Origin of the sequence: Streptomyces sp. NPDC059010, from assembly GCF_042740355.1 — a bacterium.
GTDB lineage: Bacteria > Actinomycetota > Actinomycetes > Streptomycetales > Streptomycetaceae > Streptomyces.
On record NZ_JBHYJA010000017.1, the window covers coordinates 195,695 to 209,600 of the forward strand.

At 71.7% G+C, this 13,906-nt stretch carries 12 protein-coding genes; 3 read left to right on the forward strand and 9 right to left on the reverse strand.

Annotation, left to right across the window (positions count from 1 at the left end):
* Positions 1-95: 95 nt before the first annotated feature.
* Entirely contained in the window at positions 96-1,478 is a 1,383-nt protein-coding gene (locus tag ACFWYS_RS20645; protein WP_384770678.1) for an NAD(P)/FAD-dependent oxidoreductase, read from the reverse strand.
* 191 nt (positions 1,479-1,669) lie between these two features.
* Positions 1,670-2,575, reverse strand: coding sequence for a TIGR01777 family oxidoreductase (locus ACFWYS_RS20650; protein ID WP_384770681.1), 906 nt, complete (start codon positions 2,573-2,575; stop codon positions 1,670-1,672).
* A gap of 71 nt (positions 2,576-2,646) precedes the next feature.
* On the opposite strand from ACFWYS_RS20650, the gene ACFWYS_RS20655 reads away from it, so the two are divergent.
* Positions 2,647-3,147 (forward strand): GNAT family N-acetyltransferase, encoded by a 501-nt coding sequence (locus ACFWYS_RS20655; protein ID WP_384770684.1) that lies wholly within the window; start codon positions 2,647-2,649, stop codon positions 3,145-3,147.
* Between the two features lie 22 nt (positions 3,148-3,169).
* Here ACFWYS_RS20655 and ACFWYS_RS20660 read toward each other — a convergent pair whose 3' ends face one another.
* The gene (locus ACFWYS_RS20660) at positions 3,170-4,354 is read right to left on the reverse strand and encodes a MarP family serine protease (RefSeq protein ID WP_384770687.1); all 1,185 of its coding nucleotides are present in this window, start codon (positions 4,352-4,354) and stop codon (positions 3,170-3,172) included.
* 459 nt (positions 4,355-4,813) lie between these two features.
* Between ACFWYS_RS20660 and ACFWYS_RS20665 the strand changes: the two genes are divergently transcribed.
* On the forward strand, positions 4,814-5,554 hold the full coding sequence (locus ACFWYS_RS20665; RefSeq protein ID WP_384770690.1) for a peptidoglycan recognition protein: 741 nt from the start codon (positions 4,814-4,816) through the stop codon (positions 5,552-5,554).
* A gap of 80 nt (positions 5,555-5,634) precedes the next feature.
* Here the strand turns inward: ACFWYS_RS20665 and ACFWYS_RS20670 are convergent, their stop codons facing one another.
* Positions 5,635-6,762 (reverse strand): lipid II:glycine glycyltransferase FemX, encoded by a 1,128-nt coding sequence (locus tag ACFWYS_RS20670; protein ID WP_384770693.1) that lies wholly within the window; start codon positions 6,760-6,762, stop codon positions 5,635-5,637.
* A 209-nt stretch (positions 6,763-6,971) separates the two neighbouring features.
* On the opposite strand from ACFWYS_RS20670, the gene ACFWYS_RS20675 reads away from it, so the two are divergent.
* Positions 6,972-7,187, forward strand: a complete 216-nt coding sequence (locus ACFWYS_RS20675) for a hypothetical protein (RefSeq protein ID WP_384770696.1) — start codon at positions 6,972-6,974, stop codon at positions 7,185-7,187.
* A 30-nt stretch (positions 7,188-7,217) separates the two neighbouring features.
* Here ACFWYS_RS20675 and ACFWYS_RS20680 read toward each other — a convergent pair whose 3' ends face one another.
* The 5 genes from ACFWYS_RS20680 to sucB all read right to left on the reverse strand — a co-directional run.
* A complete protein-coding gene (locus ACFWYS_RS20680; protein WP_384770723.1) occupies positions 7,218-7,736 on the reverse strand; it encodes a DUF4240 domain-containing protein in 519 nt (172 codons plus the stop codon).
* A gap of 125 nt (positions 7,737-7,861) precedes the next feature.
* Positions 7,862-8,893 (reverse strand): helix-turn-helix transcriptional regulator, encoded by a 1,032-nt coding sequence (locus tag ACFWYS_RS20685; RefSeq protein WP_384770698.1) that lies wholly within the window; start codon positions 8,891-8,893, stop codon positions 7,862-7,864.
* Positions 8,894-8,968: 75 nt separating this feature from the next.
* Positions 8,969-11,674: a pyruvate dehydrogenase (acetyl-transferring), homodimeric type gene (aceE, locus tag ACFWYS_RS20690; RefSeq protein WP_384770701.1), complete on the reverse strand. Its 2,706-nt coding sequence runs from the start codon at positions 11,672-11,674 to the stop codon at positions 8,969-8,971.
* Positions 11,675-11,959: 285 nt separating this feature from the next.
* Positions 11,960-12,583, reverse strand: coding sequence for a GntR family transcriptional regulator (locus ACFWYS_RS20695; protein WP_272124702.1), 624 nt, complete (start codon positions 12,581-12,583; stop codon positions 11,960-11,962).
* Between the two features lie 287 nt (positions 12,584-12,870).
* Positions 12,871-13,906, reverse strand: a 1,036-nt coding sequence (gene sucB / locus ACFWYS_RS20700) for a 2-oxoglutarate dehydrogenase, E2 component, dihydrolipoamide succinyltransferase (RefSeq protein ID WP_384770704.1), incomplete at its 5' end; no start/stop codon positions are given.

A 13,906-nucleotide genomic window follows, 5' to 3' on the forward strand; every position in this document is an offset into this window, starting at 1 on the left:
CCTATTAACCCCCCCCCAACCCAAACCCATACCGATCGGTGTCTGGTGGGCTGGGAGTTGTTTATAAGAGACCGGGCGCGGGGCGCCCGGCCTTCCTATGCCGCCGCCCTCATTGGTTCTGCCCGGTGCAGCGACCCCGCCGCTCCCAGGTCCGTCAGGATCGCCGAGGCGGCTCGGTGGGCCGAGTGGAGGGCGCCCTGGAGGGTGCTGGTGTCGCGGTGGTCGCCGCAGACGTACAGGCCGGCCAGGAGGCGTACCGGGCGGCGCAGGTCGTGGGGCGGGCGCATCGCGGGGACGGCCTCGGGGGTGTGGTGCACGGCCAGCGTCTCCCAGCGCGTCGTGGACGTGCCGTAGAGGCGGGACAGATGCCTCCGTACGGCCGTGTCGATGTCGGGGGGCGGTGTGCCCAGGACCGTCGAGGAGATGAGGGGGCGTCCCGCGGGCGCCCGGCTCGGGTCGACCTGGCTGATCACCGTGGTGTGCGCGACCGGACCGCCCCGGTCGGCGTCGAGCAGCAGCGAGGCGCCGGTCGTCGGCGGTTCGTCGGCCGTGTGGTGGACGACCGTCACCGGGTGGAAGTCGGGTACGCGCAGGCCCGGCAGCAGTTCGGCGGCGGTACGGGCGTCCGTCGCCAGGAGGACGGCCCGGCACCGTATCTCGCCGTGTTCCGCGGTGGTCACCGAGGTCGTGGAGATCGACGTGACGCGTACGCCGGTGTGCACGGTGCCCGGTGGCAGTGCTCGTGCCAGCAGCTCCGGCAGTGCCTCGGCGCCGCCCTCGGGCACGCACAGCCGTCCGCCCGCGAAGGCGCGCAGCGCGAGGTCCGCGCACCGGCTGGACGTCGTCAGCTCCGGGTCGCAGAGCAGCGTGGCGAGCAGGGGGCGCAGAAAGCCGTCGATCGTGCGGGCGGGGATGCCCCGCTCGGCGAGGGCCTGGGCGGCCGGCAGCTCGGGGCGGGCCAGCAGGCGTTCGACGGGCGCGGAGGCCAGACGGGCCAGTGCGGTGCCGAGCCGGGCCTGGTCGACGGCGGTGCCCAGCGGGGCGCTCGCGCGCACCCTCGGCAGGGACGTCTGACTCGGGACCCCCCGGGCGGACGCCGACCGAGGGGCGCTCGCCAGGGCGCGCACTGCGTGAAGTGCGCCCCTCGCGCGCCTGGCGCCGATCGGGCCCGTCAGAACGCCCGCGCGGTGGCGGCGTCCGTCGCTGTGCAGCAGGACGCCTGGCGTGAAGGGGAGCAGCGGGAGTGCGTCGAGCCCCGGTGTCAGGCGTAGTTCGGGATACGCGGTGGACAGCAGCTGTCCGATCCGGTCGAGCCGGAACCCGTCGATCTTCTCGGTCGACATTCGGCCGCCCGCGTAAGGGGCGGCCTCCAGGACCGCGGTCGTTACTCCTGCGCTGGTCAGTCGATGCGCCGCGGAGAGCCCGGCGACTCCGGCTCCCACGATGACGACGTCCGCCTGGTACGCGGGCTCAAGCACGTGCCCCTCCCTGAGGTTGCGCGGCCGGTGGAGACGTCATGCCCCCAACAGGCTCCGGGGATACCCGAGTTCGGGTCGAGGTTAGGGCTGTGATCGGTCGGGAACAGTCGCGCATCGACAGAGCACGGTCGCACGGTGGTCGCATGCGGACTTGGTGTCGTGCCTGTCTTTGCATCGTCCCGGGCCGTCCTTTACCTGGCTGCTGCCCGGACCGCCCCCTCGATTTCCGGGAAAGCGAAGGTGAAGCCGGACTCCAGCAGCCGCTTCGGCAGCACCCGTTGGCTGCCCAGGACATCGCCGGCCATCTCACCGAGCACGGTCCGCAGGACGGGCGCGGGGACGGTGAAGAGCGTCGGCCGGTGCAGCACGCGTCCCATGGCCTCGGTGATCTCACGGTTCGTCAGCGGCTGCGGCGCGGTCACGTTGAACGGCCCCGTCAGAGCGTCGGTGTCGATCAGATGCCGGATCGCGGCCACCTCGTCGTGCAGCGAGACGAACGACCAGTACTGCCGCCCGTTCCCCATCCGGCCGCCGAGCCCCGCCTTGAACAGCGGGAACAGCCGACCCCAGGCACCGCCGTCACGGGCCACCACCAGCCCCGTGCGCGGGAACACCGTCCGCACGCCCGCCTCCTGGGCCGGGGCCGCCGCGCCCTCCCAGTCGACGACCAGCGAGGGCAGGAAGCCCTGCCCGGCCGGGGAGCTCTCGTCGACGGCCCGCTCGCCGGTCTCGCCGTAGTAGCCGATCGCGCTGCCGTTGACGAAGACCCGCGGGCGTTTCTCCGGCTTCAGCGCCGCGATCGCCTCCGCCAGGGCCGCCGTACCCAGCACCCGGCCGCTCCGGAGTTTCGCCTTGTACGCCTCCGTCCAGCGCCGCGAACCCACGTTCGCCCCGGCGAGGTTGACGACGGCGTCGCATCCGGCGAGCCCGGCCGCGTCCACCGATTTGCCCTCCGGGTCCCACCGCACCTCGTCCTTCGACCTGGGCGGGCGGCGTACGAGCCGTACGACCTCGTGCCCGTCGGCGGTCAGGGAGCGCACGAGGGCGCTGCCGATGAGGCCTGAGGAGCCGGCCACGGCGATCCTTGAATGTTCCATAATCCCATCCTGCCTCTGACCACATAAAACCCGGATTCGGGATACGGCTACCGGGTCTTAGGGTGGCGCTCATGCCGCAGCCTCACCAGTCGCCGAACATACGTATCGCCCTGCCGGACGACGAGGAGGAGCTGTCCCTCCTCGACCGTCGCACGTGGTCACCGCTGCACGCGGTCCATCCGCAGCCGCGGCCGCCCTATCCGCCGTTCTTCGACGAGCGGCACGCCCCCGGCGACCATCTGGTCGCCGAACTGGACCGCCGCATCGTCGGCTATGTCCGGCTGGGCTTTCCGACCCCGCTCGCCTGCAACACGCATGTGCGGCAGATCCAGGGGCTCGCCGTCGCCGACGAGGCGCGGGGGCATGGCGTCGGGCGGGCGCTGATCCGGGCGGCCGTGGCGGAGTCCCGGCGCAGGGGCGCACGCCGACTCACGCTGCGTGTCCTCGGGCACAACACGCCGGCCCGCAAGCTGTACGAGGCGGAGGGGTTCGTGGTGGAGGGGGTGCTGCCGGAGGAGTTCTTCCTGGACGGGGCGTACGTGGACGACGTGATCATGGGGCGCCGGCTCTGACCGCTCGCCCCGGGAGGCGAGGTCAGGACGTGACGAGATCCCCCGTGTCCACGGGCGCGGTCGCGCTCGCCGCGCGCTTCGCGTCGGCGGCCACCTCGGCGGCCGTCAGGACATAGCCGGTCTCGTCGTCGGAGGTGGAGCGGGCGAAGACGACGCCGAACACCTTGCCGCCGGTGGTCAGCAGCGGGCCACCGGAGTTGCCGGGGCGGACGGTGGAGCGGATCGAGTAGATCTCGCGGGTGACGGTCCGGTCGTTGTAGATGTTCTGCCCGGTGGCCCGCACGCGGTTGGCGACGGTCGCCGCCTGGAGGTTCAGGTCGCCGTCCTCGGGATAGCCCGCCACGACCGCCGAGTCGCCGCGGGTGGCGGCGTCGTCGAACCGCAGCACGGGGGCGCGCAGTTCGGGGACGTACAGCACGGCGACGTCCCGTTGCGGGTCGAAGAGCACCACCCGGGACTCGTACGACCGCCCGACGCCGCCGATCCGGACGCTGGGCTCGTCGATACCGGCCACCACATGGGCGTTGGTCATCACATGCCGCGGGGCGTAGACGAAGCCGCTGCCCTCGCGGCCCTGGTTGCCCGCGGTGCCCTCGATCTTGACGGTGCTGCGCTTGGCGGCGTTCGTCGCGGCGGCCGTGACGCTGTCGCCGGTGGGCTTGGCGACCTCGGCCGTCGACTCGTTCTCGAACGGGTTGAAGACCTGCGGGAAGCCGGCCTCGGTGAGCGCGGAGGTGGCCCGCGAGAACCAGGCGGGGGTCGTGTCCGGCATGGCGCCCTGGACGGTGCCCAGCAGGCGGGAGTCCCGGATGGCCGAGGTGAGCAGCGGTGAGGAGGACGCGGCGAGGACGCTGGCCGCGACCCAGGAGACGATCAGTACGGCCACCGAGTTGGCCACGGCCCCGCCGACGCCGTCGGCCACCCTGAGCGGGCCCCGGTCCAGCTCCCTGCGCAGCCGCAGCGCCAGCCGCCCCGCCAGCTCGTGCACCGCCACCGCCGGGACCAGCACCGTGAGCACCGCGGTCACGGTCGCCTGGGTCGTACCCGGCGTGACCAGGTCCATCATCCACGGCAGGATCCATACGCCGATCACCGCGCCGCCCACGAAACCGGCGAGCGAGACGCAGCCGGCGACCAGTCCGCGACGGTAGCCGGATGCCGCGTAGGCCAGGATCACCAGCAACAGCAGGATGTCGAGCAGGTCCACGGAGCCGCCTTTCTCTCGGACCCCTTAGTACGCGCGGGAGGCGCCTGTTGATCAGCACACACACGCGTGTGCCGCCAGGAACCGGCCACGCTGCGTGCACCTGGAGAAACGCCCTGGACCGGGACGATGGTTCCATCGGGTGGCACACCACACATCGCGGGCGGAGCAGATCCGTCGGACAGTAGGACCATGCGTGTCTTCCGACGGGTCACCCGGCGGGTCTTCCGGACACGGGGGCGCCGAAGACCACGTGCCGTACGAATACCTTGGGCTGCGCAGGAGGCGGCGCACGAGGCGGGGGCCGGGCGGGCGCGGCGTGATGCGGAGGCGCCGGGGTCGCGGGGCCTCGGGCAGTCCCGTACCGGCCGGCGTCTCCGTTCCGGCTCGCGGCATCGCACCACCAGACGCCCCCGCCGCCCCCGGCCCCCTGCCGGCCGTCCCATCCCCGCCGCCCTCCTCGTGCTGTTCGCCTGTCTCCCCGGGCTCGCCGCCGTCCTCGCGTTGGTGTTGTGCGCGAGCGGAGTCGACCGTACGGTCGCGGCGGCCGGGCGGGAGGTCGCGGCGCGGTCCGTGACCTCCTACCAGGCGCCCCGCCCGGAGATCGTGCCGCGCGCGGCCTGGCTGGATGACGACACCCGGCATGCCCAGCCGCCGCCGCGCTACGACGACAGGGTCGTCGCCGTCTTCATCCATCACACCGACTCGCCCAACGGGTACGACTGCGCCGACGCACCCCGCATCATCCGCTACCTGTACGCAGGTCAGACCGGCTCGCGCGACTGGGACGACATCGGCTACAACTTCCTCGTCGACCGCTGCGGCACCATCTACGAGGGCCGTGCGGGCGGCATCGACCGTCCCGTCACCGGCGCCCATACTCAGGGCTTCAACCACCGCACCACCGGCATCGCCGCCCTCGGCACCTTCACGGCCGGTGCCGACGTGCCGAAGGCGATGACCGAGGCGATCGCCGCGCTGGCCGCCTGGAAGCTGGGGCTCTCCGACACCGACCCGCGCGCCAGGGTCCGCCTGACCTCCAGCAACAGCCTCAGCCGCTACGCCTCCGGCACCAGCGCCACGCTCCCGGCCCTGGCCGGCCACAACACCGGCTACATGACCAGCTGCCCCGGCGCCGCCCTCACCGCCCGGCTCCCCGAGATCCGGCAGCTCGCGGCACGGCTGCAGGGCCGGGCCTCATAAGCCCTCCGTGCGCGACGCCAGGGCACGGCCCCGTCCCCCCACACACGGCCTCGCCAGGCCCCCATGCCCCGCCACGCCCCTCACCTCCGCCCCAGATAGACCCCCAACGCCCGCTGCAGCACCTTGCCCTGGCTCCCCACCGGCAGTTCCCACTCCCCGAGGTACTCCACCGCCCGGCCGCCCGTCCCCGTCTTGAAGCGGAGCCGGCCGAGCAGGCGGTCCTCGGCGAGGGAGGGGGTGATGGAGCGCAGGTCGTATGTCTCGGCGCCCGACGCCCGCGCATCGCACAGCATCCGCCACAACAGGGCGCTGCTGGGCCGCAGTTGACGCCCCCGGCGGCCGGACGCGGCGTAGGAGTGCCAGACCCGGGAGCCGACGTTGATCATGAGGGCGGCCGAGAGCACCTCGCCGTCGTACTCGGCGACATAGAGCCGCAGCCGGTCGTCGTCCTCGGCGTTCAGGGCCTGCCACATGCGCCGGAAGTAGTCCAGTGGGCGGGCCTTGAAGCCGTCGTGGGCGGCGGTCGCGGTGTAGAGGCGGTGGAACTCGGGCAGGTCGGCGGCCGAGCCCCAGGCGACGCGGACGCCCGCCGCCTCGGCCGTACGCAGCGACTGTTCCCAGTGCGGGGCGAGCGCGCCGCGCAGATCGTCCATCGAGCGCCCCGCCAGCGGGATCTCACAGCCGTAGCGCGGCTGGCCGAGGCCGAATCCGCTGCCGTCGTCCTCGTCGCACTGCCGCCAGCCGAGCCGCCGCAGCCGCTCCGCGACATCGAGCGCGTACCCGTCGATGCCGGCCGGCGGCAGATCGTGCAGATGACGTACCTCGGGGTCGTCGATCCCCGCCGCCACGGTGGCCGCGTCCCAGTGCCGTACGACCAGCGGCGGGCCGATCCGGACCGAGAACGCCCCGATCCGCTTCAGGTGGGCGACGAGCGGGTCCAGCCACCGCTCCAGCCGCGGCGCACGCCAGTCGATCCAGGGCCCGTCGGGGAGGTAGGCGAGATAGCGCCTGGTCCCGGGCAGCGGGCGGTAGAGGACCAGCGCCGTCGCGATCATCGTCTCGCCGTCGAACCAGCCGACGCTCTCCGGCAGCCAGTCGGGCTTCACATCGCCCCACTCGGGGATCTGCAGATGGCTCGCGTCGGGATTCAGCCGCAGATGGGCGAGGTGTTCCGCGCGCGGTATCTCCCGCACGAACAGGCTGGTCATGGGCTGGGTGCTCCTGGTCGGGGCGGCCACACTAAGCCGGAGATCACCGAACCGGTCAAGAGCCCACGGGTGAACGGCCGCCCACGGGCACCCGAACTCCGCGCATGCGCGCCCTCACAGGTTTCTCCTAGGCGGCTCAAGGACCACCCCGAGACAGCCTTCCTATCGTTCCTGTCGTCATGCACACGCACTGACCGGAGGTGGGGATCATGAGCAGCGGCAACCACAAGGGCGGCAACGGCGGCAAGCGCGTCTGGACCGTGGTCTGCGCGGTCGCGACCGTCGTCCTGGGACCGGCGGCCGTCACGGCGTCCGCGCTCGACCAGGCCAACAAGGCCCCGATGTACCACGCGGTGAAGGCCGAACAGACGCAGGCGTACATCCCGTCGGAGCCCAACGCCGGTCGCAGGCGGGCCGTGGCCTGAGGTCCCGCATGGCCGGTTCGTTACCGAGGCTCAGTCCTTGAACCGCTCCCACAACCTGGGCAACCGCTCCGCCAACGCCTGTGCGTTCTCGAAGTCGACCGGCCTGCCCGCCGGTTCCGGGGGCGCGGGCGGGATGCCGAGATCGGGGGCGACGGTGCCGGTGAGCTGTTCGTACGCCTCGTCGGCCGCGTAGCCCAGTTCCTCGCCGTCGCCGTCGAACTCCTCGTCGAAGTCGTCCAGCAGGTCGGCGAGCGAGTCGGGGTCGTGCACCCCGCCCTCGTAGACCTCGCGGCCCTGGCCGATCAGCCAGCACCGGAAGAAGTCGAACGCGTCGTCGCTGGCCCCGTCGAGCAGGACCCAGGCGGCCGCCCAGAGGTCCCAGGTGTACGCGCGGTTGTAGCGGGCCTCGAAGTGACGGGCGAAGTCCAGGATCATCTCCGGGTCCAGCGTCAGGAGCCGGTCCACCAGCAGGTCGGCCTGCTCCTCGGCGTCACCCTCGGCGGCCTCCCGCGTTCCGTCGATCATCTCCCAGAACTCCGTCTCGTCCATCACGGGTCAAGCATCGGCCCTGGACGGGTGGGGCGCACGTGGAGTGCGGCGGATTGTTATAGGGGGTAGGCCCATGAGCGGGCGACTGGACTCCAGGGCCGGGCCCGGCGGCATATGCCTGCGCGTCACGAGCCGTACAGCCCCGCCAGCCGTATCGCATCGCTCGCGAAACGGGCCCTCAGCGACTGAGGTGCCAGCACCTCCACCTCCGGCCCGAGCGAGGCGAGCTGGGTGTGGGCGACCTCCTCGGACTCCACGGGGAGCGTCAGCGTCACCCACCCGTCCCCGTCGGGGGCACCGGCCGTCTCCAGTGCCTCCCGCGCGGACTGCGGATCGACGGCGTACGGCAACCGGCGCACCCCGCCCGGGGACACCCGCACCACCACCTCGTCCCGCAGGATGGACCGCGCGAACTGCTCGGCCCGCTCGTCCCAGAAGGCGGGCAGATCGAACTCCTCGTCCCGCTCGAACCGCTCCTCACCGGGCTCGACGGCGGTGAACCGGTCGATCCGGTACACCCTGTGTCCCCCGTGGCCCCCGTGATCGCTGTGTCCCCCGTGGCCCCGGTCCGCCCCTTGTCCCGCCACGCGGGCGCACAAATACCAGACCCCCGCCTTCAGCACGAGCCCGTACGGCTCCAACTCCCGCACCACATCCCGCTGCTGCTCCCCCTCCCCACGCCGGTAGCGGGCGACGATCCGCCGGTCGTCCCACACCGCGTCCGCGACGGCGGGCAGCAGCTCGGGGGTCTTCGGCTCCTTGAACCAGTTCGGCGCGTCGAGATGGAACCGCTGGGCAGCCGTACGGGACGCGTCACGCACCGAGGGCATCAGGGCCGCCGACACCTTCAGCCGGGCGGCGGAGGCGGCGTCCTCCAGCCCCATCTCCCGCAGCGCCCCCGGAACACCGCTCAGGAACAGCGCCTCGGCCTCGCTCCGCCCGAGCCCGGTCAGCCGCGTCCGGTACCCGCCGATGAGCCGGTACCCCCCGGCCCGGCCGCGATCGGCGTACACCGGGACCCCGGCCTCCGACAGCGCCTGCGCGTCCCGGGTCACCGTTCTCTCCGACACCTCCAGCTCGCTCGCCAGCTCGGCGGCGGTCATGGAGGGCCGGGACTGGAGCAACAGCACCATCTTGATCAGGCGGGCGGCACGCATACGGCCATCATGCCGGGGCCCACCGACAACGAAGGGGTACGGCGGTCGCCGTACCCCTTCACCGAGCGTCAGCCGTTACAGCCCGTACTTCTCCCGGGCTTCCTTCACCGCCGTCGCCTTGACCTCGCCCCGCTTCGCGAGCTGGGCCAGGGCCGCGACGACGATCGACGGGGCGTCGATGCCGAAGTGACGGCGGGCGGCCTCGCGGGTGTCCGACAGACCGAAGCCGTCGGCACCGAGGGAGGAGTAGTCCTGCTCGACCCACTGCGCGATCTGGTCCGGGACCTGGCGCATGTAGTCGGAGACGGCGAGCACCGGGCCCTCCGCGCCCTGCAGCGCCTGACGGACGTACGGGAGGCGCTCCTCGCCCCGCAGCAGTGCCGCGTCCGCCTCCAGGGCGTCCCGGCGCAGCTCCGTCCAGGATGTCGCCGACCAGACGTCGGCCGCGACGCCCCACTCCTCGGCGAGCAGCTTCTGCGCCTCAAGCGTCCAGTGGATCGCCGTGCCGGAGCCGAGCAGCTGGATGCGCGGGGCGTTGGCCGCCGCCACGGTCACGCCCGCCGACTCCGCCGTGTTGAAGCGGTACAGGCCCTTGACGATGCCCTGGTCGATGCCGGGGCCGGACGGCTTGGCGGGCTGCGGGAGCGGCTCGTTGTAGACGGTGAGGTAGTAGAAGACGTTCGGGTCCTCGCCCGGGGCCGCCTCGCCGTACATGCGGCGCAGGCCGTCCTTGACGATCGCCGCGACCTCGTAGGCGAACGCCGGGTCGTACGTCAGCGCCGCCGGGTTCGTCGCCGCGATCACCGGCGAGTGACCGTCGGCGTGCTGCAGGCCCTCGCCCGTCAGCGTCGTACGGCCCGCCGTGGCGCCGATCAGGAAGCCGCGGCCGAGCTGGTCGCCGAGCTGCCACATCTGGTCGGCCGTGCGCTGCCAGCCGAACATCGAGTAGAAGATGTAGAACGGGATCATCGCTTCGCCGTGCGTGGAGTACGCGGTGGACGCGGCGATGAAGTCGGCCATCGAACCGGCCTCGGTGATCCCCTCGTTGAGGATCTGGCCGTTCTTGGCCTCCTTGTAGTACATCAGCTGGTCGCGGTCGACCGGCTCGTACGTCTGGCCCTTGGGGGAGTAGATCCCGAGGGACGGGAAGAGCGACTCCATACCGAAGGTGCGCGCCTCGTCCGGGACGATCGGCACCCAGCGCTTGCCCGACTCCTTGTCACGGACCAGGTCCTTGATCAGGCGGACGAACGCCATGGTCGTGGCCACGTTCTGGGAGCCGGAGCCCTTGTCGAAGGACGCGAACGCCTTCTCGGCCGGGGCCGGCAGCGGGGCCACCGGGTGCACACGGCGGGCCGGGGCCGGGCCGCCGAGGGCCGCGCGGCGCTCCTGGAGGTAGCGGACCTCGGGGGAGTCGGCGCCGGGGTGGCCGTAGGGGACGACCCCGTCGACGAACTGGCTGTCGGAGATCGGCAGCTCCAGCAGGTCGCGCATCGCCTTGAACTCGTCCACCGTCAGCTTCTTCATCTGGTGGTTGGCGTTCTTCGACGCGAAGCCCTCGCCGAGGGTGAAGCCCTTGACCGTCTGGGCCAGGATCACGGTCGGCGCGCCCTTGAACTCGACGGCGGCCTTGTAGGCGGCGTACACCTTGCGCGCCTCGTGACCACCGCGGGAGAGGTGGAAGCACTCCAGGATCTTGTCGTCGCTCAGCAGCTTCGCCATCTCGACGAGCGCCGGGTCCTTGCCGAAGAAGTCCTGGCGGATGTAGGCGGCGTCGCGCGTCTGGTACGTCTGCACCTGGGCGTCGGGTACCTCGCGCAGGCGGCGTACGAGCGCGCCCGTGGTGTCGAGCTGGAACAGCTCGTCCCAGGCCGTACCCCAGAGGGTCTTGACGACGTTCCAGCCGGCGCCGCGGAACTGGGCCTCCAGCTCCTGCACGATCTTGAAGTTGGCGCGGACCGGGCCGTCGAGGCGCTGCAGGTTGCAGTTGATGACGAAGGTCAGGTTGTCCAGGCCCTCGCGGGAGGCCAGGGCGAGTGCCGCCGTGGACTCCGGCTCGTCCATCTCGCCGTCGCCGAGGAACGCCCAGACGTGGGAGTTCGAGACGTCCTTGATGCCGCGCGCCGTCAGATAGCGGTTGAAGCGGGCCTGGTAGATCGCCGACAGCGGGCCGAGGCCCATGGACACCGTCGGGAACTCCCACAGCCAGGGCAGACGGCGCGGGTGCGGGTAGGACGGCAGGCCGTTGCCGCCGGACTCCTGACGGAAGTTGTCGAGGTGGTCCTCGCTGAGCCGGCCGTCGAGGAAGGCGCGGGCGTAGATGCCGGGGGAGGCGTGGCCCTGGATGTAGAGCTGGTCGCCCGAGCCGTCGGCCTCCTTGCCCTGGAAGAAGTGGTTGAAGCCGGTCTCGTAGAGCCAGGCCGCGGAGGCGAAGGTGGCGATGTGGCCGCCGACGCCGTGTTTGCTGCCCCGGGTCACCATCGCGGCCGCGTTCCAGCGGTTCCACGCGGTGATACGGGACTCCATCGCCTCGTCACCGGGCGCGGACGGCTCGGCGGAGGTCGGGATGGTGTTGACGTAGTCGGTCTCAAGGAGCTTGGGCAGCGCGATGCCCGTGCCCTCGGCCCGCTCCAGCGTGCGGCGCATCAGGTAAGCGGCGCGGTGCGGACCGGCCGCCTTGGCGACCGCGTCCAGTGAGGCCTGCCATTCGGCGGTCTCCTCCGGATCACGGTCGGGGAGCTGGTCGAGCGCGCTCGGCTGGATGGCGTTGGGGTCGGTCATGTCGCCGCCTTCCTCAGTCGAAGGGGGTTCCCTCATCGGTAAGGGTTCGGGGGTGCCCTTTGTCTTTGGCAGGACAGGGCGGAGGGCCTCGGTGCGGTGACACCATGCGGCTGCTGCCGCGTGGCCCGTCGGCGACAATAACCCGCTGATCGATGATCGATCAAAGGGTTCAGGGGCAAAACTTCTCGATTACGAGAAAGTCGGCATGCGGTGCCTTTGGGGGTGGCACCGGGTGCCGCGTTTTCGAGGGATTTCCGCAGGTGAGCGCGGGGATGCTCGGGTGTATCAGGCCCGCGGGGCGCAGCCCAGCACGTGCGCCTTCACCAGTTCCGCGATCCTCGGGTCCCGCCTGCGGAACGCCTGGACCAGCTCCTCGTGCTCCTCCGCGTACGACTGCTGAACGGTGCCCAGCCAACGGATCGACAGGGCCGTGAAGACCTCGATGCCGAGGCCCTCCCAGGTGTGCAGCAGCACGGAGTTGCCGGCGGCCCGCACCAGTTCGCGGTGGAAGCCGACGGTGTGCCGCACCTGGCCCGTGCCGTCGGCGTTGCGGTCGGCGTCGTACAGGGCGGTGACGTGGGGCTCCAGGGCGGAGCAGTCCTCTGCGAGGCGGTCGGCGGCGAGTTCCGCGGCGATGGCCTCCAGGCCGGCCCGGACCGGGTAGCTCTCCTCCAGGTCGGCGGCCGTCAGGTTCCGTACGCGTACGCCCTTGTTGGGCGCGGACTCGATCAGGCGCAGGGACTCCAGCTCGCGCAGCGCCTCGCGTACGGGGGTCTGGCTGACCTCCAGCTCCGTGGCGATACGGCGCTCCACGATGCGCTCGCCCGGCTGCCAGCGACCGCTGATGATCCCCTCCAGGATGTGCTCGCGGATCTGTTCGCGCAGCGAGTGGATGACGGGGGCGGTCATGAGGGCTCCTTAGGGCGCGTTGACGTTTAGACAATACGGCCGGTGCGCTCCGCCGGGAGGGCCGACAGGGGCGTCTTGGTGCAGGTGAGACGAGACTTACACGGTGTGAGGGGCGTTGCGCCTGAGAGCTCGGTCCGGTCTGTTGTCGGGCGGGTGCGGGCTGGTTGTGGCTGGTCGAGCAGTTCCCCGCGCCCCTTGGGGCGATGCAGGTGCCCTTCGCCGCAAAGAAAGCGGCGCCCCGCCCGGAGAAGTTCCAAGCGGGGCGCCGTACTGGCTGATCAGGGAGATCAGAGGCCGAGCTCGACCTCGAACTCGCCCGCCTCCAGGATGGCCTTGACGGCCGTCAGGTAACGGGCCGCGTCGGCGCCGTCGACCAGGCGGTGGTCGTAGGAGAGGGTCAGGTAGGTCATGTCGCGGACGCCGATGACCGTGCCCTCCTCCGTCTCGATGACGGCCGGGCGCTTGACCGTGGCGCCGATGCCGAGGATCGCGACCTGGCCCGGCGGCACGATGATCGTGTCGAAGAGCGCACCGCGCGAACCGGTGTTGGAGATGGTGAAGGTCGCGCCGGACAGCTCGTCGGGCGTGATCTTGTTGGCGCGGACCTTGCCGGCCAGGTCGGCCGTGGCCTTGGCGATACCGGCGATGTTCAGGTCGCCCGCACCCTTGATGACCGGGGTCATCAGGCCCTTCTCCGAGTCCACCGCGATACCGACGTTCTCGGTGTCGAAGTAGGTGATCGTGCCCTCGGCCTCGTTGATCTTGGCGTTGATGACCGGGTGGGCCTTCAGCGCCTGGGCCGCCGCCTTCACGAAGAACGGCATCGGGGAGAGCTTGACGCCCTCGCGGGCGGCGAAGGAGTCCTTGGCCTGGCCGCGCAGGCGCATCAGGCGGGTCACATCGACCTCGACCACCGAGGACAGCTGGGCCTGCTCGTGCAGCGCCTTGACCATGTTGTCGCCGATGACCTTGCGGATGCGCGGCATCTTGACGGTCTGGCCACGGAGGGGGGAGACCTCCAGCGCCGGGGCCTTCTTCGCGGCGGCCGCCGGAGCGGCGGCAGCGGCCGGAGCCGGAGCAGCGGCGGCGGCCTTCGCGGCCTCGGCGGCGGCGATGACGTCCTGCTTGCGGATACGGCCGCCGACGCCGGTGCCCTTGACGGAGGCCAGGTCGACGCCGTTCTCGGCGGCGAGCTTGCGCACCAGCGGGGTGACGTAGGCGCCCTCGTCGGTCGGCTGCGCGGCGGCCGGAGCGGCCGGAGCCGGGGTGACCGGGGCCGGAGCGGCCGGCGCGGGAGCCGGGGCGGCGGGGGCGACCGGAGCC